This is a genomic window from Burkholderia sp. HMSC10F09, from assembly GCF_001806955.1.
Lineage (GTDB): Bacteria > Pseudomonadota > Gammaproteobacteria > Burkholderiales > Burkholderiaceae > Burkholderia > Burkholderia multivorans.
Map to the genome: position 1 here is coordinate 1 of NZ_KV786624.1, position 26,112 is coordinate 26,112.

The 26,112-nt window shown below is 65.7% G+C and carries 29 protein-coding genes, 1 tRNA gene and 1 pseudogene; 16 read left to right on the forward strand and 15 right to left on the reverse strand.

Features of this window, described 5'->3' with window-relative positions:
- Positions 1-59 precede the first annotated feature (59 nt).
- On the forward strand, positions 60-344 hold the full coding sequence (locus HMPREF3115_RS08150) for a PAAR domain-containing protein (protein WP_035489028.1): 285 nt from the start codon (positions 60-62) through the stop codon (positions 342-344).
- Between the two features lie 105 nt (positions 345-449).
- Here HMPREF3115_RS08150 and HMPREF3115_RS08155 read toward each other — a convergent pair whose 3' ends face one another.
- Together HMPREF3115_RS08155 and HMPREF3115_RS08160 are read right to left on the reverse strand one after the other, a co-directional pair.
- Positions 450-1,577: an aminotransferase class V-fold PLP-dependent enzyme gene (locus tag HMPREF3115_RS08155; RefSeq protein ID WP_035489030.1), complete on the reverse strand. Its 1,128-nt coding sequence runs from the start codon at positions 1,575-1,577 to the stop codon at positions 450-452.
- Positions 1,578-1,729: 152 nt separating this feature from the next.
- Positions 1,730-2,341, reverse strand: a complete 612-nt coding sequence (locus HMPREF3115_RS08160) for a hypothetical protein (protein WP_070554043.1) — start codon at positions 2,339-2,341, stop codon at positions 1,730-1,732.
- A gap of 26 nt (positions 2,342-2,367) precedes the next feature.
- Here HMPREF3115_RS08160 and HMPREF3115_RS32285 point away from each other — a divergent pair, with 26 nt between their 5' ends.
- From HMPREF3115_RS32285 to HMPREF3115_RS08190, 7 genes are all read left to right on the forward strand, one after another.
- Positions 2,368-2,493, forward strand: coding sequence for a hypothetical protein (locus HMPREF3115_RS32285; protein ID WP_254914523.1), 126 nt, complete (start codon positions 2,368-2,370; stop codon positions 2,491-2,493).
- A 652-nt stretch (positions 2,494-3,145) separates the two neighbouring features.
- Positions 3,146-4,264: a branched-chain amino acid ABC transporter substrate-binding protein gene (locus HMPREF3115_RS08165; protein ID WP_006396439.1), complete on the forward strand. Its 1,119-nt coding sequence runs from the start codon at positions 3,146-3,148 to the stop codon at positions 4,262-4,264.
- Between the two features lie 184 nt (positions 4,265-4,448).
- Positions 4,449-5,375, forward strand: a complete 927-nt coding sequence (livH, locus tag HMPREF3115_RS08170) for a high-affinity branched-chain amino acid ABC transporter permease LivH (protein ID WP_006396440.1) — start codon at positions 4,449-4,451, stop codon at positions 5,373-5,375.
- Positions 5,376-5,386: 11 nt separating this feature from the next.
- Positions 5,387-6,658 carry a high-affinity branched-chain amino acid ABC transporter permease LivM gene (locus HMPREF3115_RS08175; protein WP_006413862.1) on the forward strand — a complete coding sequence of 424 codons (1,272 nt, stop codon included), beginning with the start codon at positions 5,387-5,389 and terminating at the stop codon, positions 6,656-6,658.
- Positions 6,655-7,428, forward strand: a complete 774-nt coding sequence (livG, locus tag HMPREF3115_RS08180) for a high-affinity branched-chain amino acid ABC transporter ATP-binding protein LivG (RefSeq protein WP_006406097.1) — start codon at positions 6,655-6,657, stop codon at positions 7,426-7,428. Before HMPREF3115_RS08175 ends, livG begins: the two co-directional genes overlap by 4 nt.
- A complete protein-coding gene (locus tag HMPREF3115_RS08185) occupies positions 7,428-8,129 on the forward strand; it encodes an ABC transporter ATP-binding protein (protein WP_006396443.1) in 702 nt (233 codons plus the stop codon). The genes livG and HMPREF3115_RS08185 overlap by 1 nt, the downstream gene beginning before the upstream one ends.
- A gap of 195 nt (positions 8,130-8,324) precedes the next feature.
- Positions 8,325-8,675, forward strand: coding sequence for a VOC family protein (locus tag HMPREF3115_RS08190; RefSeq protein WP_006411910.1), 351 nt, complete (start codon positions 8,325-8,327; stop codon positions 8,673-8,675).
- A 39-nt stretch (positions 8,676-8,714) separates the two neighbouring features.
- Here HMPREF3115_RS08190 and HMPREF3115_RS08195 read toward each other — a convergent pair whose 3' ends face one another.
- The gene (locus tag HMPREF3115_RS08195) at positions 8,715-9,122 is read right to left on the reverse strand and encodes a DUF2000 domain-containing protein (protein WP_006396447.1); all 408 of its coding nucleotides are present in this window, start codon (positions 9,120-9,122) and stop codon (positions 8,715-8,717) included.
- A 44-nt stretch (positions 9,123-9,166) separates the two neighbouring features.
- Entirely contained in the window at positions 9,167-10,024 is an 858-nt protein-coding gene (locus tag HMPREF3115_RS08200; protein WP_070554045.1) for an AraC family transcriptional regulator, read from the reverse strand.
- 206 nt (positions 10,025-10,230) lie between these two features.
- On the opposite strand from HMPREF3115_RS08200, the gene HMPREF3115_RS31515 reads away from it, so the two are divergent.
- From HMPREF3115_RS31515 to HMPREF3115_RS08215, 4 genes are all read left to right on the forward strand, one after another.
- Positions 10,231-10,404 carry a hypothetical protein gene (locus HMPREF3115_RS31515; RefSeq protein ID WP_155628410.1) on the forward strand — a complete coding sequence of 58 codons (174 nt, stop codon included), beginning with the start codon at positions 10,231-10,233 and terminating at the stop codon, positions 10,402-10,404.
- Positions 10,405-10,676: 272 nt separating this feature from the next.
- Positions 10,677-12,116: a UbiA family prenyltransferase gene (locus tag HMPREF3115_RS08205; protein ID WP_070554047.1), complete on the forward strand. Its 1,440-nt coding sequence runs from the start codon at positions 10,677-10,679 to the stop codon at positions 12,114-12,116.
- The gene (locus HMPREF3115_RS08210; protein WP_070554049.1) at positions 12,113-13,318 is read left to right on the forward strand and encodes a hypothetical protein; all 1,206 of its coding nucleotides are present in this window, start codon (positions 12,113-12,115) and stop codon (positions 13,316-13,318) included. Before HMPREF3115_RS08205 ends, HMPREF3115_RS08210 begins: the two co-directional genes overlap by 4 nt.
- On the forward strand, positions 13,315-13,653 hold the full coding sequence (locus HMPREF3115_RS08215; protein ID WP_006396454.1) for a hypothetical protein: 339 nt from the start codon (positions 13,315-13,317) through the stop codon (positions 13,651-13,653). The genes HMPREF3115_RS08210 and HMPREF3115_RS08215 overlap by 4 nt, the downstream gene beginning before the upstream one ends.
- 235 nt (positions 13,654-13,888) lie before the next feature.
- Here the strand turns inward: HMPREF3115_RS08215 and HMPREF3115_RS08225 are convergent.
- Positions 13,889-13,973: transfer RNA gene (locus tag HMPREF3115_RS08225), tRNA-Leu, on the reverse strand.
- 135 nt (positions 13,974-14,108) lie between these two features.
- Here HMPREF3115_RS08225 and HMPREF3115_RS08230 point away from each other — a divergent pair.
- Entirely contained in the window at positions 14,109-15,437 is a 1,329-nt protein-coding gene (locus HMPREF3115_RS08230; RefSeq protein ID WP_070554052.1) for a leucine-rich repeat-containing protein kinase family protein, read from the forward strand.
- 71 nt (positions 15,438-15,508) lie between these two features.
- Here HMPREF3115_RS08230 and HMPREF3115_RS08235 read toward each other — a convergent pair whose 3' ends face one another.
- The 3 genes from HMPREF3115_RS08235 to HMPREF3115_RS08245 all read right to left on the reverse strand — a co-directional run bounded on the left by HMPREF3115_RS08235 (position 15,509) and on the right by HMPREF3115_RS08245 (position 18,395).
- Positions 15,509-16,003: an SRPBCC family protein gene (locus HMPREF3115_RS08235; protein WP_070554054.1), complete on the reverse strand. Its 495-nt coding sequence runs from the start codon at positions 16,001-16,003 to the stop codon at positions 15,509-15,511.
- 92 nt (positions 16,004-16,095) lie between these two features.
- Complete coding sequence (locus tag HMPREF3115_RS08240; protein ID WP_006396457.1) at positions 16,096-16,398, reverse strand: 2Fe-2S iron-sulfur cluster-binding protein; 303 nt, start codon at positions 16,396-16,398, stop codon at positions 16,096-16,098.
- A gap of 68 nt (positions 16,399-16,466) precedes the next feature.
- Complete coding sequence (locus tag HMPREF3115_RS08245; protein WP_070554058.1) at positions 16,467-18,395, reverse strand: sigma-54-dependent Fis family transcriptional regulator; 1,929 nt, start codon at positions 18,393-18,395, stop codon at positions 16,467-16,469.
- Positions 18,396-18,620: 225 nt separating this feature from the next.
- Between HMPREF3115_RS08245 and HMPREF3115_RS33055 the strand changes: the two genes are divergently transcribed.
- A complete protein-coding gene (locus tag HMPREF3115_RS33055; protein ID WP_006396459.1) occupies positions 18,621-18,896 on the forward strand; it encodes a DUF2964 family protein in 276 nt (91 codons plus the stop codon).
- A gap of 244 nt (positions 18,897-19,140) precedes the next feature.
- Positions 19,141-19,449, forward strand: coding sequence for a DUF1488 family protein (locus tag HMPREF3115_RS08255; protein ID WP_006396460.1), 309 nt, complete (start codon positions 19,141-19,143; stop codon positions 19,447-19,449).
- Positions 19,450-19,573: 124 nt separating this feature from the next.
- Here HMPREF3115_RS08255 and HMPREF3115_RS08260 read toward each other — a convergent pair whose 3' ends face one another.
- Positions 19,574-20,875: an NCS2 family permease gene (locus tag HMPREF3115_RS08260; protein WP_006406107.1), complete on the reverse strand. Its 1,302-nt coding sequence runs from the start codon at positions 20,873-20,875 to the stop codon at positions 19,574-19,576.
- Between the two features lie 935 nt (positions 20,876-21,810).
- On the opposite strand from HMPREF3115_RS08260, the gene HMPREF3115_RS08265 reads away from it, so the two are divergent.
- Positions 21,811-22,092, forward strand: coding sequence for a hypothetical protein (locus tag HMPREF3115_RS08265; RefSeq protein WP_006406109.1), 282 nt, complete (start codon positions 21,811-21,813; stop codon positions 22,090-22,092).
- 163 nt (positions 22,093-22,255) lie between these two features.
- Here HMPREF3115_RS08265 and HMPREF3115_RS08270 read toward each other — a convergent pair whose 3' ends face one another.
- The 6 genes and pseudogenes from HMPREF3115_RS08270 to HMPREF3115_RS08295 all read right to left on the reverse strand — a co-directional run.
- Positions 22,256-22,651: a DUF2917 domain-containing protein gene (locus HMPREF3115_RS08270; RefSeq protein ID WP_006406110.1), complete on the reverse strand. Its 396-nt coding sequence runs from the start codon at positions 22,649-22,651 to the stop codon at positions 22,256-22,258.
- 254 nt (positions 22,652-22,905) lie between these two features.
- The gene (locus tag HMPREF3115_RS08275; RefSeq protein ID WP_006396466.1) at positions 22,906-23,193 is read right to left on the reverse strand and encodes a hypothetical protein; all 288 of its coding nucleotides are present in this window, start codon (positions 23,191-23,193) and stop codon (positions 22,906-22,908) included.
- 68 nt (positions 23,194-23,261) lie between these two features.
- Positions 23,262-23,773 (reverse strand): annotated as a pseudogene (locus tag HMPREF3115_RS08280) (metal-dependent hydrolase); the annotation flags it as partial.
- A gap of 311 nt (positions 23,774-24,084) precedes the next feature.
- Positions 24,085-25,026 carry an Abi family protein gene (locus tag HMPREF3115_RS08285; RefSeq protein ID WP_227747529.1) on the reverse strand — a complete coding sequence of 314 codons (942 nt, stop codon included), beginning with the start codon at positions 25,024-25,026 and terminating at the stop codon, positions 24,085-24,087.
- A 136-nt stretch (positions 25,027-25,162) separates the two neighbouring features.
- Complete coding sequence (locus HMPREF3115_RS08290; protein ID WP_006406114.1) at positions 25,163-25,936, reverse strand: slipin family protein; 774 nt, start codon at positions 25,934-25,936, stop codon at positions 25,163-25,165.
- A partial coding sequence (locus tag HMPREF3115_RS08295; RefSeq protein ID WP_305367005.1) for an NfeD family protein occupies positions 25,933-26,112 on the reverse strand: 180 nt, incomplete at its 5' end. The genes HMPREF3115_RS08295 and HMPREF3115_RS08290, both read right to left, overlap by 4 nt.

Sequence of the window (26,112 nt, forward strand, 5' to 3'; positions counted from 1 at the left end):
CCTTAAACACAAAATTCCTGACAGGCCCGTGCAGCGGCACCGTCCAATGGTCTCACAGCATGAACCGCCGCTTCATTCTCCGAGGCGATAAGACCGACCGCAACGGTGTGGTGGTCGACGGTATCGCCAACACCTCCTTTCAGGGTCAACCGGTCGCTTATCTGGGTGCCGCTGTCCAGTGCCCGGCTTGCGGCACGACGGGCGTCATCATCAGCGACGGCACGCCGAGGCTGATGACAATGATGGGTAAGCAGGTCGCATTGGAGGATGATTTGTGCCAATGCCGATGCGACCCGTTACCGAAGCTGATTGCGTCGCAGACTTTGGGGTCCATAACGATATGACAGCTGGATCGATCCCCTCGCGTCACCGCCACTCATAGCCCTCGACAATCCCGCCGCGCTTGGCGCGACACCCCCGCTGCCGCGCCGAAACCGCGAAAAACCACCCTACAAAACCCGCTCCAACGCATCGGCAAACCGCGCCACCGCGCCATCGACATCATGCAGCTTGTCGAGGCCGAACAGCCCGATCCGGAACGTCTTGAAGTCCGCGGGCTCGTCGCATTGCAGCGGCACGCCGGCCGCGATCTGCACGCCGACGTCGGCAAACTTCTTGCCCGAGCGGATGTCGTCGTCGTCGGTGTAGCAGACCACCACGCCGGGCGCCTGAAACCCCTCCGCCGCCACGCTCCGGAAACCCTTTTCGGCGAGCAGCGCGCGAATGCGCGTGCCGAGTTCGAGCTGTTCGTCGCGCACCTTGTCGAAGCCGTACGCGTCGGTCTCCTTGATCACGTCGCGCAGCGTCGCGAGGCTGTCGGTCGGCATCGTCGCGTGATACGCGAATCCGCCGCCCTCGTACGCTTCCATGATCTGCAGCCACTTGCGAAGATCGCACGCGAAGCTCGTGCTCGTCGTGCCGTCGATCCGCTCGCGCGCCAGCGGGCTCAGCATCACGAGCGCGCAGCCCGGCGATGCGCTCCATCCCTTCTGCGGCGCGCTGACCAGCACGTCCACGCCGCTTGCCTCCATGTCGACCCAGATCGTGCCGGACGCGATGCAGTCGAGCACGAACATGCCGCCGACCTCATGCACCGCGTCCGCCACCGCGCGCAGGTAAGCGTCCGGCAGCAGCATCCCGGATGCGGTTTCGACATGCGGCGCGAACACGAGATCGGGCTTGTGCTCGCGGATCGCCGCGACGACTTCGTCGATCGGCGCAGGCGCATACGCGGCCTGTCGTCCCGATTCGACGGGGCGTGCCTTCAGCACGATCGACTCGGACGGAATGCTGCCCATCTCGAAGATCTGCGACCAGCGGTAGCTGAACCAGCCGTTGCGGATGACGAGGCACTTCCTGTTCGTCGCGAACTGGCGCGCGACGGCTTCCATGCCGAACGTGCCGCTGCCGGGGACGATCGCGACCGACTTCGCGTGATAGACCTTTTTCAACAGGTCGGAGATGTCGCGCATCACGTGCTGAAAGCGCTGCGACATGTGATTGATCGAGCGGTCCGTGTAGACGACCGAGTATTCGAGCAGTCCGTCGCGGTCGACATCGGGAAGTAATCCTGGCACGTTCGCCTCCGGGGGAAAGAATGAGTCTGTCATGAGCGCGCGCGGCGTTCGCGAGCGAATCCAGCCGCCTCGTGCAAATCTGCGGTTTGCTGCGACGACGACCGATTCTAACGAAAGCCGCCCGTGCACGCGCAATGCGATGCGCGCAACGCTCACCAATCGAGCCTGCACGACGAGCGCGACGTGCCCGCGCCGCCGGTCGCCATACAGCGCGAGCCTGCGCCGTCGTCATAGAACGTGCGCGTCTCCGGATGCGGAATCGACGGATCGAACGGGTTCGGCGCGCCCGGCACGCCGCGCGCGGCATCGAACGGCCGCATCGGCGCATAGGGCCGCGCCGGCGACGAACCGTCGGCGGACAGCGAACCGTTCGCGCGCAGATACGCGTCCCAGTCTGCGCTGCGGCGTGCGGCTTCGGGCAGCAAACGTCCCGCGGTGTCGCGGCCGGGCGCGACGCGCGTGTCGGCCCACGCGGAGTCGGCCGGTCGTGCGTTCGAGGGTTGCGGAGTCAGCCGGTCGCCGTCGATCTGCAGCGGCCGTGTGTTGTCCGTCTCGAACGGGCTGCGTGCGGCCGGCCGCGCGTAGCGCGTGCTGTCGCGTGCGGCATTGCTGTCGCGAGCGGCACGGCGCTCGACGCGGAATACGTTGGTGACGGCAGAGCGGTCGGCGAGCGCATCGCTCGCGGGCGACGCGGCTGCGGACGCGGCAAGCGCCAGCGCGCAGACGGTTGCGGCGGACAACGAAAGGCGGAACGCAAGAGTCATCGGCGATCGGATCCAGGTGATGTGCAATGAAGAAACAAGAAACGGCAGATCACTGGCTGGCGGCTGCACGGCAGAAGCGCAGGCGGAACGACGACAAAGCGGCTCCGGCGCGCGACAGACGCGAATCGCGGGAAGGCTGGCTGGATTGCTGAAACGGGTTCGCATTATTTCACGAAAATAACAATAAGCTTTCTAGTGCGATGAAAACGTCGGAAAACGAAAGGAAGCCGGTTTCCGACGTGTGCTTCGGTCGCTCGACAATCCTCAGTCGATTGCCGGCGGCGATTCGGCGCAGAGCGACAGCGTGACCGCACCGCAAGCAGCAGACCTTCCCGCAAGCCCGCGCCACGCAACGCGTTCACGCATCTCGACACCGCCGAGCGCAACCGGATGGCGCCTCGCGCAAACGTTGTCGCGCCTTCTCGGTTGCGCCACGAGCGCTACCGCGAGCATGCGAAGGTTCTCCGTGTTTTCCCTTGGTCCGCGGTCATTTTTGACAGAGGAATGGGAAACGCCCATATAATTTCGACTGCCTTGCCAACGGCTGTCGGACCATCCCTCCGACGAAGCGGTTCGGCAAGCGGGGCAGGCGAAACGCTTGCGCAATGCAAGACGCATCACGTTGTCTTTCCGAACCACACGTCCCCTTCGGGGACTTCACGAGCCGGGCCCCGCAAGCATTTCTCCACCGCAGGTCCGTCTCCGCGTCTCGGGCGTGTCCCATGTTCTCGCCCCGGGTGCTGTTCGATTGCGCAAGTCATGCCGCCTTTGCCCGTATGACTAAACAACATCGAGGAGCTCCTGATGACGCTGTCCCGTCTTACGTCCATTTCCGTCGCCGCCGTGCTGTTCGCCGCCGGCGCCGCTGCCGCGCAAGCGGAAACCGTGAAGATCGCCATCGCCGGCCCGATGAGCGGCTCGGTCGCCCAGTATGGCGACATGGTGAAGGCCGGCGCGCTGACCGCGATCGAGCAGATCAACGCGGCAGGCGGTGCGGGCGGCAACAAGTTCGAAGTGGTGATGATGGACGACGCCTGCGAACCGAAGCAGGCGGTCGCCGTGGCCAACAAGATCGTCAGCCAGAAGATCAAGTACGTGATCGGCCATGTGTGCTCGGGCTCGACGATTCCGGCATCCGACATCTACGAGAACGAAGGCATCGTGATGGTCACGCCGTCGGCCACCGCGCCGCAGCTGACCGAAGGCAAGAAGCGTCACTTCATCTTCCGCACGATCGGCCGTGACGACCAGCAGGGTCCGGCCGCCGCGCAGTACATCATCAATCACGTGAAGCCGAAGAAGGTCGCCGTGCTGCACGACAAGCAGTCGTACGGCCAGGGCATCGCATCGTCGGTGAAGAAGGATCTCGAAGCGGCGAAGATTCCGGTCGTACTGTTCGAAGGCATCAACGCCGGCGACTCGGATTACTCGGCGATCATCACGAAGCTGAAGTCGCAAGGCGTCGACTTCGTCTACTTCGGCGGCTATCACCCGGAAATGGGCCTGCTGCTGCGCCAGGCGCGCGAGCAGGGCGTGAAGGCGACGTTCATGGGGCCTGAGGGTGTCGGCAACAAGGACGTGACGGCCATCGCGGGCCCGGCATCGGAAGGCATGCTCGTCACGCTGCCGGCCGACTTCTCGGCCGACCCGGCCAACGCGGCGCTCGTGAAGGCGTTCGCCGACAAGAAGCGCGATCCGAACGGCCCGTTCCAGATGCCGGCGTACGCCGCGGTGAAGATCATCGCCGACTCGATCGCCGGAGCGAAGACGACCGACCCGACGAAGGTCGCCGCGTACATGCACAAGACGACGTTCGACACGCCGATCGGCAAGGTGTCGTATGACGCGCAGGGCGACCTGAAGGCGTTCAAGTTCGTCGTCTACACGTGGCACAAGGACGCGACGAAGACCGCCGCCAAGTAACAACGGACTACCCGCCCGCGCACCCGCCCCGTCCGAGATCCGGACGGGGCGGGGGCGTATTGGTCGCCGCGCATTCGTGCATCGCGCGACCGCGGGCGAACCGAGACGATACCGTGCGTTGCGCACGGCCGCGCCGTGATCCGGCTGCGGCAGGCGGCGCGACGCCAACGGGAGCTTCCCGCACATGACTGACTTCTTTCCGCAATTTGCCCAGCAACTGGTCAACGGCCTGACGCTGGGCGCGATCTATGCGCTGATCGCCATCGGCTATTCGATGGTCTACGGGATCATCGGCATGATCAACTTCGCCCACGGCGAGATCTACATGATCGGCGCGTACGTGGGTCTCGTCACCCTTACCGCGATCGGCGTGTCCGCCGGCTATCCGCTGCCGCTCGTGCTCGGCGCGGCGTTGATCGTATCGGTGATCGTCACGGGCGCGTACGGCTTCGCGGTCGAACGCGTCGCGTACCGCCCGCTGCGCGGCGGCCCGCGGCTCGTGCCGCTGATCTCCGCGATCGGCATGTCGATCTTCCTGCAGAACTACGTGCAGATCGGCCAGGGCGCGCGCGACGTGTCCGTGCCGGTGCTGATCTCCGGCGCCTTCGACATCCATCTCGGCGGCGACTTCGACGTGACGGTGCCGTATGCGCGCCTGCTGATCGTCGGCGTGACGATCGTGCTGATGATCGCGCTCACGCTGTTCATCTCGCATTCGCGCATGGGGCGCGCGTGCCGCGCATGCGCCGAAGACATGAAGATGGCGAACCTGCTCGGCATCGATACGAACCGCGTGATCTCGTTTACGTTCGTGCTCGGCGCGATGCTGGCTGCCGTCGGCGGCGTGCTGATCGGCCTGACGATCGGCAAGCTGAACCCGTACATCGGTTTCGTCGCCGGCATCAAGGCGTTCACGGCCGCGGTGCTCGGCGGCATCGGCAGCATTCCGGGCGCGATGCTCGGCGGCGTGCTGCTCGGCCTGGCCGAAACCTTCGCGGCGGGCTACATGCCGGCCGAATACAAGGACGTCGTCGCGTTCGGCCTGCTCGTGCTGATCCTGCTCTTCCGCCCGACCGGCCTGCTCGGCAAGTCGGACATCGAAAAGGTCTGAGGGACACGCAGATGAGTCAAGTCATTTCCGTACGCCGCCCGGCCGCCGACGCTTCGTTCGGCCAGGCGCTGAAGAATGCCGTGGCCGCCGCGATCCTGACGGCGATCCTCACGGTGCCGGTGCTCGGGCTGCAGCTGAAGCTCGACGGTTATCAGGTCGTGCTCGAGCGCCACTGGCGCCCGGTATGGATCGCGGTCGCGGCCGTGTTCCTGTTCCAGCTGTTCAAGCCGTGGCTGCTGCGCGCGAAATCCGCAGTGAAGCTGCCCGCGGTGCCCGCGATGGGCGCGCGCCAGCAGCGCGCGATCATCTGGGTGCTGCTCGCGGTCGGGCTCGTGTGGCCGTTCGTCGGCTCGCGCGGCGCAGTCGACGTCGCGACGCTCGCGCTGATCTACGTGATTCTCGGTCTCGGGCTGAACATCGTCGTCGGCTTCGCGGGGCTGCTCGATCTCGGCTATGTCGGGTTCTACGCGGTCGGCGGCTATACGTACGCGATGCTGAACCAGTATTTCGGGCTGACGTTCTGGGAGTGCCTGCCGATCGCGGCGATCGCGTCGGCGACGTTCGGCTTCCTGCTCGGCTTCCCGGTGCTGCGTCTGCGCGGCGACTATCTCGCGATCGTCACGCTGGGCTTCGGCGAAATCATCCGCCTGCTCGCCAACAACCTGACGAGCCTCACCGGCGGCCCGGACGGCATCTCCGGCATTCCGAAGCCGACCGTGTTCGGCTTCGAGATGGCGCGTTCGGCAAGCGTCGAAGGCGCGAAGACCTTCCATGAACTGATCGGCCTCGAATACAGCGGCGAGCACATGGTGATCTTCCTGTATCTGCTCGCGCTGCTGCTGGTCGGCTTCACGCTGTTCGTGACGAGCCGCCTGATTCGCATGCCGATGGGCCGCGCATGGGAAGCGCTGCGCGACGACGAGATCGCATGCCGTTCGCTCGGCCTGAATCCGACGCGCATCAAGCTGTCGGCGTTCACGCTCGGCGCCGCGTTCGCCGGTATCGGCGGCGCGTTCTTCGCTGCGCGTCAGGGCCTCGTGAACCCGGAGTCGTTCACGTTCATCGAATCGGCGCTGATTCTCGCGATCGTCGTGCTCGGCGGGATGGGTTCGCAGCTCGGCGTGATCCTCGCGGCGATCCTGCTGACCGTGCTGCCGGAAGTCGCGCGCGGCTTTGCCGAGTACCGGATGCTGATCTTCGGTCTCGTGATGGTGTTGATGATGATGTGGCGTCCGCAGGGCCTGCTGCCCGCGAGCCGTCCCCACGTGGAGTTGCCGCAATGAGCGCGAATGCAGAACTGTTGAAGGTCGCCGGATTGCAGATGCGCTTCGGCGGGTTGCTTGCGGTCGACGGCATCGACTTCGACGTGCGTCGTGACGAGGTGTTCGCGATCATCGGGCCGAACGGCGCCGGCAAGACGACGGTGTTCAACTGCGTCGGCGGCTTCTATCGGCCGACGGCGGGCGAGGTCGTGCTCGACGGTCACCGGATCGCGGGGCTGCCGAGCCACAAGATCGCGCTGAAGGGCCTCGTGCGCACGTTCCAGAACATCCGGCTGTTCAAGTCGCTGACGGTGGTCGAGAACCTGCTCGTCGCACAGCATCGCAAGGTGAAGTCGGGCCTGCTGCATGGGCTGTTTGCGACGCCCGCGTATCGCCGCGCGGAGCAGGAGGCGCTCGAGCGCGCGGCCGTGTGGCTCGACCGGATGGGGCTGACCTCGGTCGCGAACCGGCCGGCGGGCACGTTGTCGTACGGGCACCAGCGGCGTCTGGAAATCGCGCGCTGCATGATCACCGAGCCGCGTCTGCTGATGCTCGACGAGCCGGCGGCCGGCCTGAACCCGCAGGAGAAGATCGAGCTTCAGCATCTGATCGACAAGCTGCGCCGCGAGTTCGGCGTGTCGGTGCTGCTGATCGAGCACGACATGAGCCTCGTGATGGGCGTGTCGGACCGCATCCTCGTGATGGAGCACGGCCGGCCGATCGTGATCGGCACGCCGGAAGCGGTCCGTAACGACCCGCGCGTGATCAAGGCGTATCTGGGGGAAGAGTGATGCTGAAGCTGGAACAGGTCCACACGCATTACGGCGCGGTCGAAGCGCTCGCGGGCGTGTCGATCGAGGTGAACAAGGGCGAGATCGTCACGCTGATCGGCAGCAACGGTGCGGGCAAGACGACGCTGATGATGACGGTGTGCGGCACGCCGCGCGCATCGTCGGGCCGCGTGCTGTTCGAGGGCAAGGACATCACCGCGATGTCGACGCACCAGATCATGCGGCAGGGGCTCGCGATTTCGCCGGAAGGGCGGCGCGTGTTCCCGAGCTTGACCGTGCTCGAGAACCTCAAGATGGGCGGCTTCTTCGCGAGCCGTCACGAGATCGACGACGGCATCGAGCACGTGTTCAAGCTGTTTCCGCGCCTGAAGGAACGTGCGACGCAGCGGGCCGGCACGATGTCGGGCGGCGAGCAGCAGATGCTCGCGATCGGCCGCGCGCTGATGAGCAAGCCGCGTCTGCTGCTGCTCGACGAGCCGACGCTCGGCCTCGCGCCGCTCGTGATCGCACAGATCTTCGACATCATCCGCACGATTCGCGACGAAGGCGTCACGGTGTTCCTGGTCGAGCAGAACGCGAACAAGGCGCTGCAGGTCGCCGACCGCGGCTATGTGCTCGAGACGGGGCGCGTGGTGCTTGCCGATACGGGCGCGAATTTGCTCGCGAACGACCGGATCAAGCAGGCTTATCTGGGCGGGTGATCGGGAACGTCATCGATCCGGCTAGGCCGGGTCGATGACGGAGACGGCGCGGGGCACGTGCCGGATCGCTCGACCGGCACGCGTGTGCGGTGCCCGCGTTGTCAGTCCAATCGATGTAGCTGTTTTAGCTTCGAATGTAGTCGAATCGGCTACACCATCGAGTCGAAGCTTGCAGATGCGTTGCGGAGGCAACCGATGAAAGTCAAACGAATCGTCGCCAATATCGATACGCGGTCGATCGACGACGCAAAGCGCTTTTACCACGACGTGTTCGGCCTCGACGTGCTGATGGATCACGGCTGGATCGCGACTTACGGCAATGCCGAACAGATGACCGTGCAGATCAGTGTCGCGTCGCAGGGCGGATCGGGCACGCCGACGCCCGATCTGTCGATCGAGGTCGACGATCTCGATGAAGCGCTTGCACGTATCCGCGCGGCCGGCATCGCCGTCGAATACGGCCCGGCCGACGAGCCGTGGGGCGTGCGTCGGTTTTATGTGCGCGATCCGTTCGGCAAGCTCGTCAACGTGCTCGCACATCGCTGACGCCCGAGCGTGCGCATCATGCGCGCGTGGGCCGAGCGCTCAGGCGTGCAGCGCGAGCCCTTTCACCGCCTTGTCCACGGCCTTCTTCGGCCCGTGCAGCGCGAGGCCGACGAGATCGAGATTCTCCGCATCCTCCGCGCGAAACACTTCTCGGTTGGCCGCGTCGTGGCCCGTCGAAAACATCGCATGCACGTAGGGCACGATCGTCAATTCGCGCGACAGCGCCTGCCGATGAGCGGCCTGTAATCCGTTCAGATCGGCCGCGAACACCAATATCGGCTGACCGAGCATGCGCGCATAGCGGCGCCCGGCCGCATCCTCGTAAGGCTCGCCGAGCGCTTCGGGCGCTTCTGCGGCGACGCCCGTCGCCAGAAATGCGACCACGTTGAGTTTCTGCCACGCCGCGAGATCATCGCGCACGATCAGCGCCACTTTGGTATCGAACATAACGGCTCCTTGTTGAGCCGCTCATGATCGGGCGGCGCGCGCGCTCAGTCTGGAACGTTTGTGCACATGCGCCGATACGCGGCCGGCGTGATCCGGTACGCGCGGCGAAACCAGCGGCCGAGATGGCTCTGATCGGCGAAGCCGACATCCGCCGCCGCTTCGGCCGGCGTGCGGCCGGCCGCGAGCAGACGACGCGCGGCGCGCAGCCGCACGCGCACGAGGTACGCATGCGGCGACGTGCCGAACGCGCGCTGAAACAGACGCGTCAGCCGAAAGCGGTCGATGCCGGCGAGTTCGGCGAGTTCGTCTAGGCCGAGGTTCGCGTCCATTCGCGCGTGCAGCAGATCGCGCACGCGCGCGATCGCGGGCGGCACCGCGCCGGCTGCTTGCACGAGCGGCTCGCGCAGCTGCCCGCGCAGATGCATCAGCAGGCGATCGAGCGTCTGGTCGCGCGCGAGCTTGCCCTCGTTGCCGTGCAGCGCGGCGAACGCGTGCCGGATCGCGTCGACGAGGCCGAGGTCGTCGACGAGCGTATGCCCGAACGCCGCTTCGACGCCGGCCAGGCCCGGCAACTCGAGCCGGCGCGCCGCGCGCTCGACCCACGATTGCGGCAGATAGAGCATCGCGTACGTGAAGCCGCCGGGTTCGGGCGCATGGCCGTCGTGCAATGCGCCGGGCTCGATCAGGATCGCGCGGCCCGGCACGCTCGTGTGTAGCGACCGATGGCACTGAAAACGCTGGACGCCTTGCTCCGTATAGCCGATCAGCATGTCGTCATGATCGTGCGGATCGTAGGCATGACCGCTGAAGTGCGCGCGCAGGCTCTCGATCCCCGTTTCGGGATCGCGCCGTGCGTCCATCCAGTGATCGGAGCTGCCGATGTCGTGCGCCGTGGTCGTCATCGCTCGTGTCGCTACGTGTCGTTGCGTGCCCGATAGTGTACGCATGCGCGCGTCGTGCTGCTCGAGCGCGCGTTGCCGCGGCGGCGCGGTCCGGAACGGGCCGCCCACGGGCGGTGCGGGCATCGACGTCGTGGCGTGCGGCGAGGTCGCGCGATGCCGAATCCGTCGCAAGCACACAGGCGCGATGTTGCAATTCGAAAACCTTCATGAAACAGGTTCTCGTCCTGCATTGGGGCGTTTATTGTCTTGATCGCGGGAATCGAGCGATCAAATCACGATTCGAGCCACTTATTGTGGTGCGCATTGCAGTCGTTTCTGTTACGATCCGCGCGGCCAATCGAAAGGCGGTCGGCTCGCGTTCCCGGAATCGTCAAGATTGAGACAGCGCCAAAGGCTGTTTCGGACCAAATCGGACAAGACTGATGCGGACGGCCGGCGTCGCGTGCATCGTGCCGTGCCCCGAATGTCGGTAGAGCAATGTCGTGCAATGCGCGACGCTTCGATCGCTTGCCGATACATAGAGCGATTTCAGGAATGCAGTGTCGCGTAGGAAAACAGGCGATACACGGGGATAACGGAAATGCAAACGGGGCATTTCCGAAGCAATAGAAAGTATCGGTGTTGAAATTCATTAAAAAATAATTCGAAGCACATGCGAGAGACCAAAACGCTTCCGCTCGTCGTCGATCTCGACGGCACGCTGACGGTGTCGGATACCTTGATGGAATCCGTCATCGCGGTCGTACGGAAAAAGCCTGCGTGCGTTCTGCGCTTGCCGTTCTGGCTTGCCGAAGGCCGCGCCGCATTCAAGGCGCGCATCGCCGAGCAGGCCGATTTTCGGGCAGAGACGCTGCCGTATCGGCAGCCGCTCGTCGACTACCTGCGTCACGAACGCCAGGGCGGCCGCACGATCGTGTTGGCCACGGCCGCCCATGCTTCGATCGCCGACCGTGTCAGCGCGCATCTCGGCCTGTTCGACCGCGTGATCGCGACCTGCGACGGAACGAATCTGAAAGGCGCAGCCAAGCTGGACCGCATTCGCGAGCAGATCGGCGACGACTTCGTCTACGCCGGCGACAGCAAGGCCGACTTGTCCGTCTGGGCCGGTGCAAAAGGGGCAGTCCTCGCCGGCGCGTCGCGCGACGTCGCCGCGAACGTGCGCGGCAGCGTTCCGGTCGAGCGCGAATTCGCGAATGCGCGCGCGAGCCTCGCGACATGGTTCGGCGCGCTGCGCGTTCATCAATGGTTGAAGAACCTGCTGCTGTTCGTTCCGCTGCTGACGGCGTTTGCATTCTTCGACATCGACAAGGTCGCGACACTTGCGCTCGCCTTCGTGTCGATGTCGCTCGGTGCATCGGCGACCTACATCGGCAACGATCTCTGGGATCTGGACAACGATCGGCGGCATCCGCGCAAGCGCAACCGTCCGTTCGCGAGCGGTGCGTTGTCGATTACGGAAGGCCTCGGTTGCGCCGCGCTGTTGCTGACGGCCGCATTTGCGCTCGCATTCGCCGTGTCCCCGGGATTCGCGGGCATGTTCGCGCTTTATCTCGTGCTGACGACGGCATATAGCTGGCGTCTGAAATCGATCGTGTTGCTCGACGTGGTGATCCTGTCGCTGCTGTACACGTACCGCATCGTCGCCGGCGCGGTAGCGGCCGAGATCGTCGTGAGCAGCTGGCTGCTCGCGTTTTCCGTCTTCGCGTTTCTGAGCCTTGCGCTGGTGAAGCGTTGCTCGGAGCTCGTGTCCTTGCGTCAGAGCGACAAGCGTGCGGCCGCCGGGCGCGATTATCGCGTCGGCGATCTCGAAGTGCTCTGGCCTTTCGGGATCGGTTCTTCGCTCGCCGCGGTCGTCGTGTTCGGCCTGTTCATCAACGCGCCCGAAACGGCGGGGCGCTACGCGATGCCGCAGCTGCTCTGGCTGGTCCAGATCGGCCTGATTTACCTGTTCGGCCGTCTCTGGATCGCGACGGTGCGCGGCGCGATGCACGACGATCCGATCGTCCATCTTCTCGAAAATCGCGGCAGCTTCGGCATGTTGTGCGCCATGGTGGCGACCGTGCTGGCCGCTCACTTTCTGCCCGCCCTGTGAGCGGCATCTTCACCATGACGGAAAAGAACCGAAACCGCGTGCTGGCGTTTTGCCGCTTCTCGATCGTGTACGTGCTGCTGTTCGTCTGCGCCGGCAACATCACCAACAGCGTGCTGCTGAAGTGGGGATTCCGCGACGCGCAGGCAGACGATCTGCGCAATACGTTCAGCCTGATCGGCATGATGGACGGCGGCGCACCGAAGCCTTTCGTTTATCGCTCGTCGTTTCCGAAAGCGGCGAAATGGCTGGCGGAGCGCATCGAGCCCGATACGCAACAGAAGCTCTATCGCTCGATCACGCGTCACGATTCGCTACGCAACGCCTATTTTTCCGACTTGCCGAAACAGTACTGGACGCCGGTCGTCGCGATTACCTATCACCTGACCTACGTCGCGATCGTGCTGTCTGCGCTGTTCGCGCTGTTGCTCGTGTACAAGCTCGCGCGCCTGCACGGACTGAGTTTCGGGCAATCGGTGGGCTTTCTGGCGGGATTCAGCTTTCTCTATCCGCTGACGTTCCAGCAGGGCGCGTACTACTACGATTTCTTTGAAATTCTCGGTGCGCTCGGTGCGTGCTATTTCCTGCTGCGGCAACGCATGATCGCGTGTACGGCGACGATCGCGATCTTCTCGCTGAACAAGGAGACGTTTTTCCTCGTCCCGCTCGCGCTGTTCTTCCTGCACGATCGCGACGTACCGCTGTCGAAACGGGTCGGCTGGCTTGCCGTGCAGCTCGCGATCTGCGGCGCGACGCGTCACTTCATCATGAGCGGCTATGCGCACAATGCGGGCGACTTCGTCGCGTTCCAGCTCTGGGGCAACCTGAAGTTCTGGGTCAATCCGGCATCGTATCTGTCGTTCTACAACCTGATCGGCAAGGGCATTTTTACGCCGAGCCTCGAAAACCCGCTGATGCTGGTGCCGCTCGCCGTGTTCTTCCGCGCCGCATGGCGCAATACGCCCGCGCACTATCGCCGATACTTCCTTGCGGCGTTCCTTCCGGTGCTGCCGTTGTTCATGCTGTTCGGCTGCCGCGATGAAGCTCGCAATTTCTCGGTCGTGTTTCCGGCCGTCGTGTTGATTGCGTTACACGGTGCGACGCGCTTCGATGCGATCTTCGGCAAGCGCGCGGGCGCAGCGGAAACCGCGGGGCGTGCGCCGCGTCACGCCGAAGTCGAACGGGCCGCCGAGGCCGTGCTGTGAACGGGCTGATCGTAGTGGCCAGCGGCGTGTTCGGCGGCGCTGCCGGCGTGTTGCTGCGCGTCGCGGCGCTGAAGGGTGCCGCGCTGGGCGAGTCGAGCCTGTTGCCGTGGATCGCACGCGCGTCGGCCGTCGCCGCGTACGGCATCGGCTTCGTGCTCTACGCGCTCGCGTTGCGCAAGACGACGCTCGCGGTCGCTTATCCGACGATGGTCGCGATGTCGATGATCGTGGTGCTGTCGTTCACGGCGCTGCACGAACAGGTGTTGCGGCCGATGCAGGCGATGGGGGCCGTCGTCATTCTGGTCGGCGTCTGGATGGTCACGCGACACGCGTGAGGCGGAGCGGCAGCCGCATCCGCTGCCGCGGCCTCGGTTTCTTGGGCTTGTGTTTGCCGTGCGCCGGCACGGAAAACGGCATGAACGGCGCGTCGCTGGTGAGCGTGCCTTTGCAAGGCCAGGTCGCCGGTACGTCGACGGTTGACCACACCGCGCCGCGCACCAACAAAAAACCCGCGCAGCATGATGCTGGCGCGGGTTTTTTCCGCGTGTTCGGAACACGCGGCGCGGTATCTGGTGCCCAGGTCGGGACTCGAACCCGAACGCCTCTCGGCGCTACCCCCTCAAGATAGTGCGTCTACCAATTCCGCCACCTGGGCACGGGGCGCCATTCTAGCGCCCCGTCGCGCATTTGTGAAGAGGGCGTGACAGTTGCGGCGTCGATGCGAAAGCGGTGCCGGTAGAATGCACGCGATCGCTCGTCCGAGCCTCGCAACCGCCTAGCGTTTTTCATCGTGATCGCCACCCTCGAACAACTGCGCGCCGGCCGCCTCGCGGGCGCCCGGCAACTGAAGCTCGCATGCGGGCTGACCGAATTCCCGCGCGAGATTTTCGAGCTTGCCGATACGCTCGAGGTGCTCGATCTGTCCGGCAACGCGCTGTCGTCGCTGCCCGACGATCTGTCGCGGCTGCATCGGCTGCGCATCCTGTTCGCGTCCGACAACCGCTTCACCGAGTTGCCCGGCGCGCTCGGCGCGTGTCCGCAACTGGAGATGATCGGCTTCAAGGCGAACCGGATCCGCACCGTGCCCGGCGCCGCGCTGCCGCGTGTGCTGCGCTGGCTGATCCTGACCGACAACGCCATCGACGCGCTGCCGCCCGAAATCGGCGACTGTTCGCGGCTGCAGAAGCTGATGCTCGCCGGCAACCGGCTGCAATCGCTGCCCGACGAGATGGCCGCGTGCCGGGCGCTCGAACTCGTGCGTCTGGCCGCGAACCGTCTCGACGCGCTGCCGGACTGGCTGCTGCGTTTGCCGCGCCTCGCTTGGCTGGCCGTCGCGGGCAACCCGCTGGGTGCCGCGTCGGAAGCAGCTGCATCGGCCGATGCGGGCGTGACGGACATCGACTGGACGTCGCTCGCCCGCGAGCAGAAGCTCGGCGAGGGCGCGTCGGGCGTCATCTACCGCGCGCGGTGGCGGGCGGACATGGGCGAGCGCCCGGTCGCGGTGAAGCTGTTCAAGGGCGCGGTGACGAGCGATGGCCTGCCGGATTGCGAGATGGCCGCTTGCCTGCACGCGGGACGCCATCCGAACATGATTCCGGTGATCGGCCGCGTGCGCGGCCATCCGGACGGCGTGCACGGCCTCGTGATGGAGCTCGTCGATCCCGCGCTGACGAATCTCGCGGGGCCGCCGAACTTCGCCACCTGCACGCGCGACGTTTATGCGGACGATGTGCGCTTCGAGCCCGCGGCCGCGCTGCGGATCGCGCGCGGCATCGCGTCGGTGGCGCGCCACCTGCATGCGCGCGGAATCATGCACGGCGATCTGTATGCGCACAACATCCTGCACGGCGACGACCAACCTGCATTGCTCGGCGATTTCGGCGCGGCGTCGCTCTACGACGTGCGCGATGCGTGGTGTACGGCGCTGTTCGAGCGGCTGGAAGTGCGCGCGTTCGGCTACCTGCTCGGCGAGTTGCTCGAACGGTGCGAGCCGCGCGGGTGGGCGGGCGCGCCGGCGCTCGAAGCGCTGGCGGCCGCGTGCTTGAACGAGGATGTCGACGCGCGGCCGTCCTTCGCCGAGATTGTCGACGCGCTGACGGTGTACGTCGCGCAGCGGTAGCGGCCGCGATCGCGCGATCGCGCGTGCGTGCTGCGTACTGCGTACTGCGTGTTGCCGTCCCGGTCGCCGCGCTAGGCCGATCGCGCCAGATACTTCTCGATCAGCTTCATCTGCATGGTCCAGCCTTCGTCGTTCATTTCGTATGCCTTTTCCCGGCGCGCCGCGGCGATCGCGTCGAACCCGGATTCGACGACCGTCAGCAGCGTGCCGCCCGCTTGTTCGGCAAGCGTGAACGTGACGAGCGTCATCGGCTCCGACGCATAGTCGAATGCCGGATCGACCGCGAACGGATGCCAGCGGAATGAGAACAGCCGCTTCGGCTCGATGCGGTCGACGACGAATTCGAACACCGACCCCGCATAAGGCTCCTGCGCTTTTGCAACGTCGTCGTCGACGCGCGTCGGCGAGATGCGGCCGAACAGCGTCTCGCCCGCGACGAACGGCCCGTCGAACGCGACGCCGAACCACGTGCCGAATTCGCCGGCGTTGCTGACGGCTTCCCACACGCGCTCGAGCGGCGCGGCGAGCTGGACCTGTTTTTCGATGCGATCGGGTGACCGGGGCATCGCTTTCTCCCTCCGGGTATCCATCGTCGACGGCATGCCGCGCGTCACGGCGCTGCGCTGCGAGCCGGGACCGTGGCGCGAACGAATCGGCGTCAGCCGATGAGGGCGGCGTCGGGTACGTCGAGCACGAGGTCGGACGTCGCGACGGCGACACACGGCAGCGTATAGCCGTCGGCCTTTTCCTCGCGGCTCAGTCCGGGCCATTCGATGGTGTAGCGTACGCTCCCGCTGACGATTCGGCAAAGACAGCTGCGGCACGTGCCGTTGCGGCACGAGCGCGGCAGCGACACGTGCGCGAACGCCGCGGCTTCGAGCAGCGTCAGCGAATCGGGCGCATCGAAGCTTGCGCCAAGCGGCTCGATACGCACGAGCGGAGGGCGATCGGAATCGGTCATCGGTAAAGCGGGCATCGGTTGGGCGGAAACGCGCCAAGCATACCCGAAGCCGTGTGCCGCCAGCGCCGTCAACGGCGGCGCAGGTAGCGGTACACCGTGTTGCGGGCGAGCCCCAGTTCGCGCGCGGCCGCCGACACGTTGCCGCCGTGCCGCGCAACGGCCGCATCGATCACGGCGGCCTGATGATCCTGTAGCGTCGTCGTGCCGCGCGGGGCGGGCGGTATGGTCGACGGAGCCGATGCCGTCGATGCAGCCGATGCAGCCGATGCGGCGGCCGGCGCGCCGTCGCAGTCGAGCCAGAAATCGTCGGGCAGGTGCGCGAGTGCGATTTCGTCTTCGTCCTCGGCGAGCATGCCGGCCGTGCGCAGCACGTTCGTCAGCTGACGCAGATTGCCGGGCCAGCGATGGCGCGTGAACGCATCGAGCACGTCCGGCGCGATGCGATGCGGCATGGGTTCGCTGCGCGCGAGCCGCGCGAGGATGCGCTCGACGAGCGCCGGCAGGTCGGTGCGCGCGGCGAGCGGCGGCAGCGTGACGGCGAGGCCGTTGATGCGGTAGAACAGGTCCTCGCGGAACGTGCCGGCCGCGATCATCGCGCGCAGGTCGCGGTGCGTCGCGCAGACGATGCGCACGTCGACCGGCACTGCGCGCGCGCCGCCGAGCGGCATCACCGCGCGTTCCTGCAGGACGCGCATGAGCCGCACCTGCTGCGCGAGCGGCATGTCGCCGATTTCGTCGAGAAACAGCGTGCCGCCGTCGGCCTGCACGATCTTGCCGGGACTGCCGCGTTTGCGCGCGCCGGTGAATGCGCCGTCTTCGTAGCCGAACAATTCGGCCTCGATCAGCGTATCGGGCAGCGCTGCGCAGTTGACCGCGACGAAGGGGCCGTCCGAGCGCGGCGACGCGTGGTGCAGCGCACGGGCGAGCCACTCCTTGCCGGTGCCGGTCTGGCCGAGGATCAGCAGCGGCAGGTCGCGGCCGCGAATCTTGGCGACACGTTCGAGCACGGCGGCCATCCGCGCGTCGCCGGTATCGAGCGTCGCGAACGTGATCGCCTCCGGGTCCGGCGCGCGCACGTGTGTGGCGGGTGCCGGCGGCGTGACGGCCACGGCGGTTTTTTGCGCGTCGGCGAATTCGCAGCGCGCAAGCACGCGCACGCCGCTCGACAGCGTGAGCCGCAGCATCGCGCCGGGCGCGCGCGCGGCCTGTTGCGCAAGCTCGCCGAACCGCATGCCGAACAGCGCGTCGCAACCCTGATGCTGCAGCGCATCGAACGGTGCGCCGAGCTGAAACTGTGCGCTGCGGTTCGCGGCAATCAGGCCGCCGTCGGCGCCGAACGCGACGAGTCCGGCGAACAGCGAGTCGACGCAGTCCTCGTGTGCATGAAAGCGTACGCGCAGCGCTTCCGCGCATTGGTTCGCGAACAGATGGTTCTCGATCAACTGCGCGGACATGCGCACGAGCGCGAGCGTATGCGGGCTGAAGCCGCGCGGATCGCCGCTCACGTCGAGTGCGCCGAGCGTGCGGCCGAACGGATCGACGATCGGCGCGCAGGAGCACGTCAGGATGTGGTTCGCGCGCAGGAAATGCTCGGCGCCGTGCACGGCGATCGCCTGTCCCGACGCGAGGGCGGTGCCGATCGCATTGGTGCCGCGCGCGCGTTCGGCCCATGAAACGCCGGTGCATAGCGCGACGCGGTTGGCTTTTTCGATGAAGTCGTCGTCGCCGATGCTGTGCAGGATGACGCCGGCGGCGTCGGTGAGGAGCACGAGGCTTTGCGTATCGGCGATCTGTGCGTGGAGGTTTTCCATCACGGGCCGTGCATGGGCGAACAGCGCGTGATTCGTATCGAGCAGTTCGCGCAGCGCGATCTGCGACAGCGGCGAGAAATCGGGGCGCTCGTGCGCGCGCAAGCCGACCGCGGCCGATCGGGCGTGCGCCTGCGCGAGCAGGTCGACGCGGCCCGCGGCGGCGGGCAGCATGGAAGATTGAGGCATCGCTTGTCTCCTGTCGGCCCCGGTTAGCGCTTTAGCGCTTACCGGGGCCCCACGCACCACGCGTCCACCACCCAGCGCTTTCACCCATACCGGCGCTTCATGATTTCCCGCGCGTGGCGCACCTGACACATCGACGCACGCGCACGGGTATTCGCCATCATACAAGCGCCCCGCGCGACATGCGACCGCGTACAAATTCCCCTTGCTTTTAAGCGTCTACCTGCAATGATGGAAATGGAACACGCACGCGCCGTGTTCCGCATTGCAACATGCATGCGACGCGACATGCATCCGTTCGGGAGAGCCATCATGGTTCGGACGGAACTGAGAGTCGTGCTGGCGGCCATCGCCACTTTCATCATGTTGGGCGGCATTGCCGTCGCGATCCACGGGTTGCTGTTCGATGTCGCGGACGCCGTACGATACGGCGCCGCCGCGATTACGATCGGCGTCACGACCGCCGCGATCGCGCTCAACGTGTGGCCGACCGACCCCCACTGACGCGCGCAACGAAACGGTGCCGGATCCCGCGCGGGTCGCCCGACATCCGCGTCGAAGCGACGCGCACCGTAAATTTTGCCTCCTGCGCGAAACCGTCTAAAGTGGAATGCAACCGGCATGCGTTGTCCGCGCCATACCCCCGCGGGCAGTGCCGCTGCCGGAGAGCCCGTGTCCATTTCGTCCGACCGGTGGCGGACGACGGACGCGGTCATTCGTTTTCTACCGGACGACTGAGGCGGCTCCCATGCAGATCCATTTCACGAACGAGGCGCCCGAATACTCGGGGCGCGACCTGATGCTTGCGTTTACGGCGCTGGTCAATGGCGAGCGAGTCCAATGTCAGATCACGGCCGAGGCGATGGAGGATCACTTCGGGGCGGCGTCGCCGCGCTTCGAGGACATGGTCGGCGCGTTCGACCAGCATCGCGAGCGCATCGAGGCGGCGGCGCGACGCCTGCTGTCGGAAACGCGCGCGCAATGCGTGACGCTGCGCAGCGGCTACGTGCGTTTTTACGAGGCGAACGGCGCGCTGAACCGGCCGGCCGGGCAGTGAGCGCAGCGGGCGCCGTATGCCGGCGCCCATAGCCGATGCGCATCCTTCCGCACGCCAAAGCGACAACGCCACCCGAGGGGTGGCGTTTCGTTTTCCTTCTCCGGCGCGTGCCGGCCCGCGTCCGTTACTCGCTGCCGAGATAGAAGAAGCGGAACAGGAACACGGCTGCGATGATCCACACGATCGGCTTGACCGTGCGTGCCTGGCCGGTCAGCAGCTTGAGGCCGCCGTACGCAATGAAGCCGAACGCCACGCCGTTCGCGATCGAATAGGTGAACGGCATCAGCAGCGCGGTCAGCGCGGCCGGCACGGCTTCGGTCGCATCGTCCCACGGCACGTCGACCATTTCGCGCAGCATCAGGCACGACACGTACAGCAATGCGGGTGCGGTCGCATAGGCGGGCACGACGCCGGCGAGCGGCGCGATGAACAGGCACGCGAGGAACAGCACCGCGACCGTGATCGCGGTGACGCCGGTGCGGCCGCCGGCCTGCACGCCCGAGGCGCTTTCGATATAGGCGGTGGTCGACGACGTGCCGAGCACCGAGCCCGCGACGATCGCGGTGCTGTCCGCGAGCAGCGCCTTGTTGAGACGGTGCATCTTGCCTTCGACGAGCAGCCCCGCGCGGTTCGCGACGCCCATCAGCGTGCCGGTCGCATCGAACAGTTCGACGAGGAAGAACACGAGGATCACGTTGATGATGCCGGTCGACAGCGCAGCGCCGATGTCGAGCTTGAACAGCGTCGCGTCGATCGACGGCGGCGCGGAAAACACGCCGTGGAACTGGTTGTCGCCGAAGAAGAACGACAGCACGGTCACGCCGAGAATGCCGATCAGGATCGCGCCGCGCACGCGCAGATGATCGAGCGTGACGATCGTGAAGAAGCCGATGATCGCGAGGATCGTGTCGTGCTTGTGCAGATCGCCGAGCGTCACCAGCGTGGCCGGATTGCCGACGATCACGCCGGACGTCTTCAGCGAGATGATCCCGAGGAACAGCCCGATGCCGGCCGTGATCGAGATGCGCAGCGATTTCGGAATGCCGTTGACGATCGCCTCGCGCACGCGGAACAGCGTGACGAGCAGGAACAGGCAGCCCGAGATGAACACCGCGCCGAGCGCGGCTTGCCACGAGAACCCGAGCCCCTTGACGACCGTATACGCGAAGTACGCGTTCAGCCCCATGCCCGGTGCGCACGCGATCGGATAGTTCGCGTACAGCCCCATGATCAGCGATGCGAGCGCCGCGACGAGGCAGGTCGCGACGAATACGGATTCCTTCGGCATGCCGGCGTCGCCGAGGATCGCGGGGTTGACGAAGATGATGTAGGCCATCGTCAGGAACGTGGTGACGCCCGCGAGTATTTCGGTGCGGAAGTCGGTGCCGGCTTCAGCGAAGCCGAAATACCGCTTGATGGATTCCATGAAGGCGTTTCTCCGGTCGGGTTGTCGTATTGCTTGTCGTGCCGAATTGTTGTAAGGCTGCGTGCGGCGGCTAACTGTAACCAGCCACTATTGTTCGGCTATCGGCGGATTGTAATAGCGCGGATAGCTCCGACGATATAGTCGCGGGGCACGATCGGCATCTTCGCGACAGCGACCTGGCGGCCTGGTCGCCCGATGCCGCGCGAAGAAGGCGCGCATTTTACCGGTTCGGCGACAACGGGCGCCGGCACCGCGACGAAGCGCACACGAACGGCGACGAATCGCGGCTGAACGGAGCGCGAAACAGGCGAGCAGCGGCGGAGAGGCGCGGAAGAGGCGGGCGAGAAGAGGGCGAGAAGCGCGAAAGAAGCGGGCGAGAAGTGAGCGAGAAGCACGGCGATCGGCTGAAATGCGCGAGAAAGCCGCGAAGCCGCTCGATGCGCGCCGACGAGCCTGCGAGCCTTTGCAGGCCGATGCGCATGCAACGGCCGCCTCCCGGATTCCGCGCGTGACATGCGACTGAAACGCCCTCGCCGCATGCTCGACGAAGGCGAGCGGCGCGACGCCGCGCGCCCGCACGCTGCCGTACCCGATGCGCGCGCATCGGCGTGCATGCGCCCATTCGTCAGTCCAGGCCGCGGCAGGCATCGCGTTATCGTGCGCCGAAGCCGTCGCGTTCGCAACTGTCATCTGACGCGCAGACGCGACTGTGGTTTTCTATGTAAAAGAATGCAAGAGGCCATCGCGTAAACCGGCAACTCTTTCTAGGATAGATACACCGCGCACATACGCCGAGCCGGTTGCTGTCGGCGCGGGGGAGCTGCAGTACGTATGGGCGAAGGCGGTGAAGCGCGGTGGCGGCCGTTGTGCGTTCGGGCAGACACGGCCGATTGCGATTGCCCGATGCGGGTTCGTCCGTTATCACGGAGGTCAGCATGTTGAACTGGATCAGCCGTTGGGCTATGCGACACGCCCCCACGCCGGAAAAAACCGCTGCGTCGATGCTCGTGACGGCACGCATGGAACTGTTCGCAGCCGAACAGCGCGTGATCGACGCGAAGCTGCAGGCGGACTACTGGCGCACGCGTGTGTCCTTTCTCGAGGAAGTACAAAAGCAGGGCATCGATCCCTGGGTCACCTCGCAGTCGGCGATGCAAAAGCCCGAGCTCGATTCGACTCCCCGAAGCACGGGCCCGCGTCTCGCCGCCAGCACCTGATGTGCGTGCTGGCCGCACCCCGCGTGCAATCGCGCGCGACACGCACCGGCGTGCCGCGTCCTTCGACACGCACCTGCGACGCGACACGCCGCAGGTGCGCGCATTGTTCTGCGCGGCCTGGCCGCGTCTCGCGCGCGTGAGCGCGCGCCTCCCGCAATCACGTTCATTCCCGCGCTTCACGCGTTCGCCATCGGCCGACGAGCAGGCGCCGCGCCAGCGCTAGCGCACGCCGAAGCCGATCGCCGCCCGGCACGTACGCGGTCGTGATCGACGCTTCGGCCGGACGATCGTCGTCGGCGCTGAGCCAGATGCGCTCGCCGCGCGCCACGCGCAGCACGTCGCCGGGCTGCACCCAGTAATCGTCGACGCTCGGTGGCCGTGTGATCCACAGTGGTGCACCGTGCGCGCGCACCTCCGCATCGCGCGGCGCGCGCCAGCTCAGCGTCGTGCGCGGCGCCACGGCGAAACGAATCACGACCGTCGGTAATGCGATCGCGTCCGGGCGACGGCGATCGGGACGAACAAATAGCGAGCTTGCCTGGTCCATCGTCTTCTCCATTCGTTGAGCCGGACGGATGACGTGCACCACAACAAAAAAGGCCTCATCCGTTTCCGGCGAGGCCTTGCGTGACATGCGGTTACTGCCTGAATGCTAACGCGCAAGCGCCTCCCGTGACGCACCCATATGATGGGCGTTCACCGGGCAATTAATCGCGATGGCGATGAGCTTGAACGTAGGCATGCGAACGAGTGTGTCGCGCTCGCGCGGCGTTGTCAACGACTATTTTGAGATGCCGTGGCGCGCATTGCGCATTATGCGTCGCGTTGCGCGAGCGCGTTCACGAGCAGTTCGGACAGCAGGCCCGTCATCCCGTTCGGATGCGTCGCGGCGCGTGCCTTCAGCTGTTCGACGAGCTCGGCGTTCAGCTTGCAGGCGAACGGCACGAGGCCGAGTTCCTGGTCGAGCTTGCGCTGCGCGCGGCGATCGAGCTTGGCCGCTTCCTCGGCGCCCTTGCCGAAGCGCGCGGAGCTCGACTGCTTCATCGCATGCGTGAGCTTCAGCGCCTTGTTCTTTTCGAGATCGGTTTTCTTCATGGCCATCGCGGCACCTCCGGGAAATGAAGCCGCGATTGTACGCATTTCGGCGGGGGCCGCCGCGGCGCGCCGTCTCAGCCGCGCGTGGGCGCTTGCCAGGTGCCGCCGTACGCGGCCGCCTGCGCGGCAGGCGAGCGCGCGAGATACTCGAGCGCCTGTTCGGTCGAGCCTTCGGCGTGCGGCGTATAGCCTGGCCGGAATAGCGCAGCGCCGCGCCGATCACCTTCCAGAACGACGGTAGATGCTCGCGCCGCGAACCTTGCCACCACGACAGCACGAAGCCCGGATAGCGGCCCGCGTCCGGATCGCGTCGATACATGAACTTCGCGCCCGTCGTGATGTAGTAGAGCAGCAGCACGATCACGAACGCCATGTGCACGCAGCGCTCCGGATACGAGCCGCCCATGTGCCGGTAGATGTCGAACGCCACGGTGCGGTGCTCGACTTCCACCGCGCCGTGCCAGCGCAGCAGATCGACCATCGTCGGGTCGGCCTTGCCCGCGTCGAGGCCGTGCGCGTTGAGCACCCCGTTGCCGAGATAGCCGAAGAAATGCTCGAGCGATGCGATCACCTTCCGTGACGGTCGTCGGGCAACGTGTCGAGATCGACGTGTTCGACGACGGACACATGGAGGTGTCCCGATTCGAGGGTAACGAGGACATTGAAGGCGGAGTCGAATTGATCGACTCCATCGTGGCGTTGGCCAGGTAGCGCTGCGAGGCGGACGCGGACAAAACGGCCGGGAATAAAAAAAGGACGCTTGCGCGTCCTTTTGCCGTCTGAGGTGTTGCGCATCGTCGAGAGGCGTCCCCAGCGTTGTCATCGAAGATGCTACCGAACTTTCGTCGGGATGTCAAAGTGCATCGTATTGCATTCCCCATCGGGTCGGGCCGGAGCCTATTGCCATGCCGGCGTCAAATGCCAGTCGGTCGTGAAACCGAGATGCGTCGATGGGGCCACGTGCTCGCAACCCGCCAAAACAGTTCGCAACGTTTCGCGCCATTCGTCTCCGTGGCCGAGTGGATCGAGCAAGGCCTTGACCATCGTCGCGCGCGCGTAAAACGTCTCCGGCCGTGTCATTTCCGCTGCATACCGGGCGAGAGTGCGCGCGGCCGGCTTCGCCGGAGGCGATACCGTCAGTTTCATTCCCCACAGCCGGGCGTGATGCGCACATGCGTTGCGCAGATCCGTGAGCGATTGCAGCCAGCTGGTGAGCACCGTGTCCGGGATGTCGGGCCACATGTGGCGCCCGGCGGTCTTGCGGTCACGTATCGACAGCGCATTGAAGAGCCGCGACAACGCGCCCAGGCTGAGCCGCTCGCAGACTAGCCAGATCGGCGGCAAGTCGGGTCTGGCGTAGGTCCGGTAGTAATGAGCGAGCGCCGCTGCTTTCCGGGTCTCGCATTCGCTCGCAATCTGGTCCAGTACGCGCGCATACTGGCGCAGATCGACGAAGCGTTCCCTCTCGATATACCAGTGGCTGCCGTAGTCGATCGCGAGAGGATTGCTGAGGGCGGCACGCAGCGCAACCTCGATGCGTTCGACCGCGTCCATTGTGATCGAGCGCAGGCGCCGATCGAATGCGTACAGCTCAGCGATGTCGGAGAAGCGCGTTCTGGGCCAGAACTGCTTCGTAGCGGGGTTCTGAAACCGACGCATGTAGACCAGCAGCCGGAAATGGCCGATCGACCGGAGCACGCGCAAGTTCGTGGGGCGATCGTCGATGCGCAGGCCGCGTTGCCACAGGCGATGCAGTGTTTCCTCGGCGCTGAGCGCCACTTTGCCGTACGTTCTGGTTGGCGTCGCCGGTGCTGTCTTCCTGATTCGATTCTTGCCCATCGTCGATCCGTACCGCCATGCATGGATCTCGATGTATACGTCCAACTCGCTGCCAGCGGCACCTTTCATACCGTTCGGCCGATGCGGCACGGCCGCCCGCGTTGGCCAATACTTACGGTCACGCTCCGAACCCGCGTTACTCCTCCCGCCTACCTCCCCACCGCTCCAGCAACACCCCCAGCAGATCGACCGGCAGCGGAAACACGATCGTCGAATTCTTGTCCGCCGCGATCGTCGTCAGCGTCTGCAGATAGCGCAGCTGCATCGCCTGCGGCTGCTGCGCGAGCCGTTGCGCGGCCTGCAGCAGCTTTTCGGACGCCTGCAGTTCGCCTTCCGCATGAATCACCTTCGCGCGCCGTTCGCGCTCGGCCTCGGCCTGCCGCGCGATGGCGCGCACCATCGTCTCGTTCAGGTCGACGTGCTTGATCTCGACCGTCGATACCTTGATCCCCCACGCATCGGTCTGCGCGTCGAGCGTCTTCTGGATGTCGGCGTTCAGCTGTTCGCGCTCCGCCAGCAGCGCATCGAGTTCGTGCTTGCCGAGCACCGCGCGCAGCGTCGTCTGCGCGAGCTGGCTCGTCGCCTCGAAAAAGCGCGCGACCTGGATCACGGCCTTTTCCGGATCGACGACGCGAAAATACACGACCGCGTTCACCTTCACCGACACGTTGTCGCGCGTGATCACATCCTGCGCGGGTACGTCGAACACGACCGTGCGCAGATCGATCCGCACGACCTGCTGGACGATCGGAATGATCAGTACGAGCCCCGGCCCCTTGACCTTCCAGAACCGGCCGAGCATGAACACGACGCCGCGCTCGTACTCGCGGAAGATGCGGATCGACGACGCGATCAGTATCGCGACGAATACGATCAAAACGCTGCCGAAGCCGAACGTATAACCGATCATCGAGCGTCTCCCTGTGGTGGCGATGCAAGCGGCGCGCGCGGCGCGGGCGTCGCGTCGTACAGCGGCGCGACGGTGAGCGTCAGCCCCTGCCGTCCGGTCACGCGCACGCGGCAGCCGGCCGCGAGCGGCGCGCTGCACGCGACGCGCCAGCGCTCGCCGTGTACGCGCGCCCATCC

What these genes read in the sequence shown, in the direction of transcription:
- HMPREF3115_RS08285 (WP_227747529.1), bottom strand. Translation starts at nt 25,026, where the DNA reads ATGGGCAAGAATCGAATCAGGAAGACAGCACCGGCGACGCCAACCAGA.
- HMPREF3115_RS08165 (WP_006396439.1), top strand. Translation starts at nt 3,146, where the DNA reads ATGACGCTGTCCCGTCTTACGTCCATTTCCGTCGCCGCCGTGCTGTTC.
- HMPREF3115_RS08205 (WP_070554047.1), top strand. Translation starts at nt 10,677, where the DNA reads ATGCGAGAGACCAAAACGCTTCCGCTCGTCGTCGATCTCGACGGCACG.
- HMPREF3115_RS08185 (WP_006396443.1), top strand. Translation starts at nt 7,428, where the DNA reads ATGCTGAAGCTGGAACAGGTCCACACGCATTACGGCGCGGTCGAAGCG.
- HMPREF3115_RS08190 (WP_006411910.1), top strand. Translation starts at nt 8,325, where the DNA reads ATGAAAGTCAAACGAATCGTCGCCAATATCGATACGCGGTCGATCGAC.
- HMPREF3115_RS08265 (WP_006406109.1), top strand. Translation starts at nt 21,811, where the DNA reads ATGTTGAACTGGATCAGCCGTTGGGCTATGCGACACGCCCCCACGCCG.
- HMPREF3115_RS08160 (WP_070554043.1), bottom strand. Translation starts at nt 2,341, where the DNA reads ATGACTCTTGCGTTCCGCCTTTCGTTGTCCGCCGCAACCGTCTGCGCG.
- HMPREF3115_RS32285 (WP_254914523.1), top strand. Translation starts at nt 2,368, where the DNA reads ATGAAGAAACAAGAAACGGCAGATCACTGGCTGGCGGCTGCACGGCAG.
- HMPREF3115_RS31515 (WP_155628410.1), top strand. Translation starts at nt 10,231, where the DNA reads ATGAAACAGGTTCTCGTCCTGCATTGGGGCGTTTATTGTCTTGATCGC.
- livH (WP_006396440.1), top strand. Translation starts at nt 4,449, where the DNA reads ATGACTGACTTCTTTCCGCAATTTGCCCAGCAACTGGTCAACGGCCTG.
- HMPREF3115_RS08200 (WP_070554045.1), bottom strand. Translation starts at nt 10,024, where the DNA reads ATGACGACCACGGCGCACGACATCGGCAGCTCCGATCACTGGATGGAC.
- HMPREF3115_RS08260 (WP_006406107.1), bottom strand. Translation starts at nt 20,875, where the DNA reads ATGGAATCCATCAAGCGGTATTTCGGCTTCGCTGAAGCCGGCACCGAC.
- HMPREF3115_RS08195 (WP_006396447.1), bottom strand. Translation starts at nt 9,122, where the DNA reads ATGTTCGATACCAAAGTGGCGCTGATCGTGCGCGATGATCTCGCGGCG.
- HMPREF3115_RS08275 (WP_006396466.1), bottom strand. Translation starts at nt 23,193, where the DNA reads ATGGCCATGAAGAAAACCGATCTCGAAAAGAACAAGGCGCTGAAGCTC.
- HMPREF3115_RS08240 (WP_006396457.1), bottom strand. Translation starts at nt 16,398, where the DNA reads ATGACCGATTCCGATCGCCCTCCGCTCGTGCGTATCGAGCCGCTTGGC.
- HMPREF3115_RS08235 (WP_070554054.1), bottom strand. Translation starts at nt 16,003, where the DNA reads ATGCCCCGGTCACCCGATCGCATCGAAAAACAGGTCCAGCTCGCCGCG.
- HMPREF3115_RS08255 (WP_006396460.1), top strand. Translation starts at nt 19,141, where the DNA reads ATGCAGATCCATTTCACGAACGAGGCGCCCGAATACTCGGGGCGCGAC.
- livG (WP_006406097.1), top strand. Translation starts at nt 6,655, where the DNA reads ATGAGCGCGAATGCAGAACTGTTGAAGGTCGCCGGATTGCAGATGCGC.
- HMPREF3115_RS08175 (WP_006413862.1), top strand. Translation starts at nt 5,387, where the DNA reads ATGAGTCAAGTCATTTCCGTACGCCGCCCGGCCGCCGACGCTTCGTTC.
- HMPREF3115_RS08150 (WP_035489028.1), top strand. Translation starts at nt 60, where the DNA reads ATGAACCGCCGCTTCATTCTCCGAGGCGATAAGACCGACCGCAACGGT.
- HMPREF3115_RS08270 (WP_006406110.1), bottom strand. Translation starts at nt 22,651, where the DNA reads ATGGAGAAGACGATGGACCAGGCAAGCTCGCTATTTGTTCGTCCCGAT.
- HMPREF3115_RS08290 (WP_006406114.1), bottom strand. Translation starts at nt 25,936, where the DNA reads ATGATCGGTTATACGTTCGGCTTCGGCAGCGTTTTGATCGTATTCGTC.
- HMPREF3115_RS08245 (WP_070554058.1), bottom strand. Translation starts at nt 18,395, where the DNA reads ATGCCTCAATCTTCCATGCTGCCCGCCGCCGCGGGCCGCGTCGACCTG.
- HMPREF3115_RS33055 (WP_006396459.1), top strand. Translation starts at nt 18,621, where the DNA reads ATGATGGAAATGGAACACGCACGCGCCGTGTTCCGCATTGCAACATGC.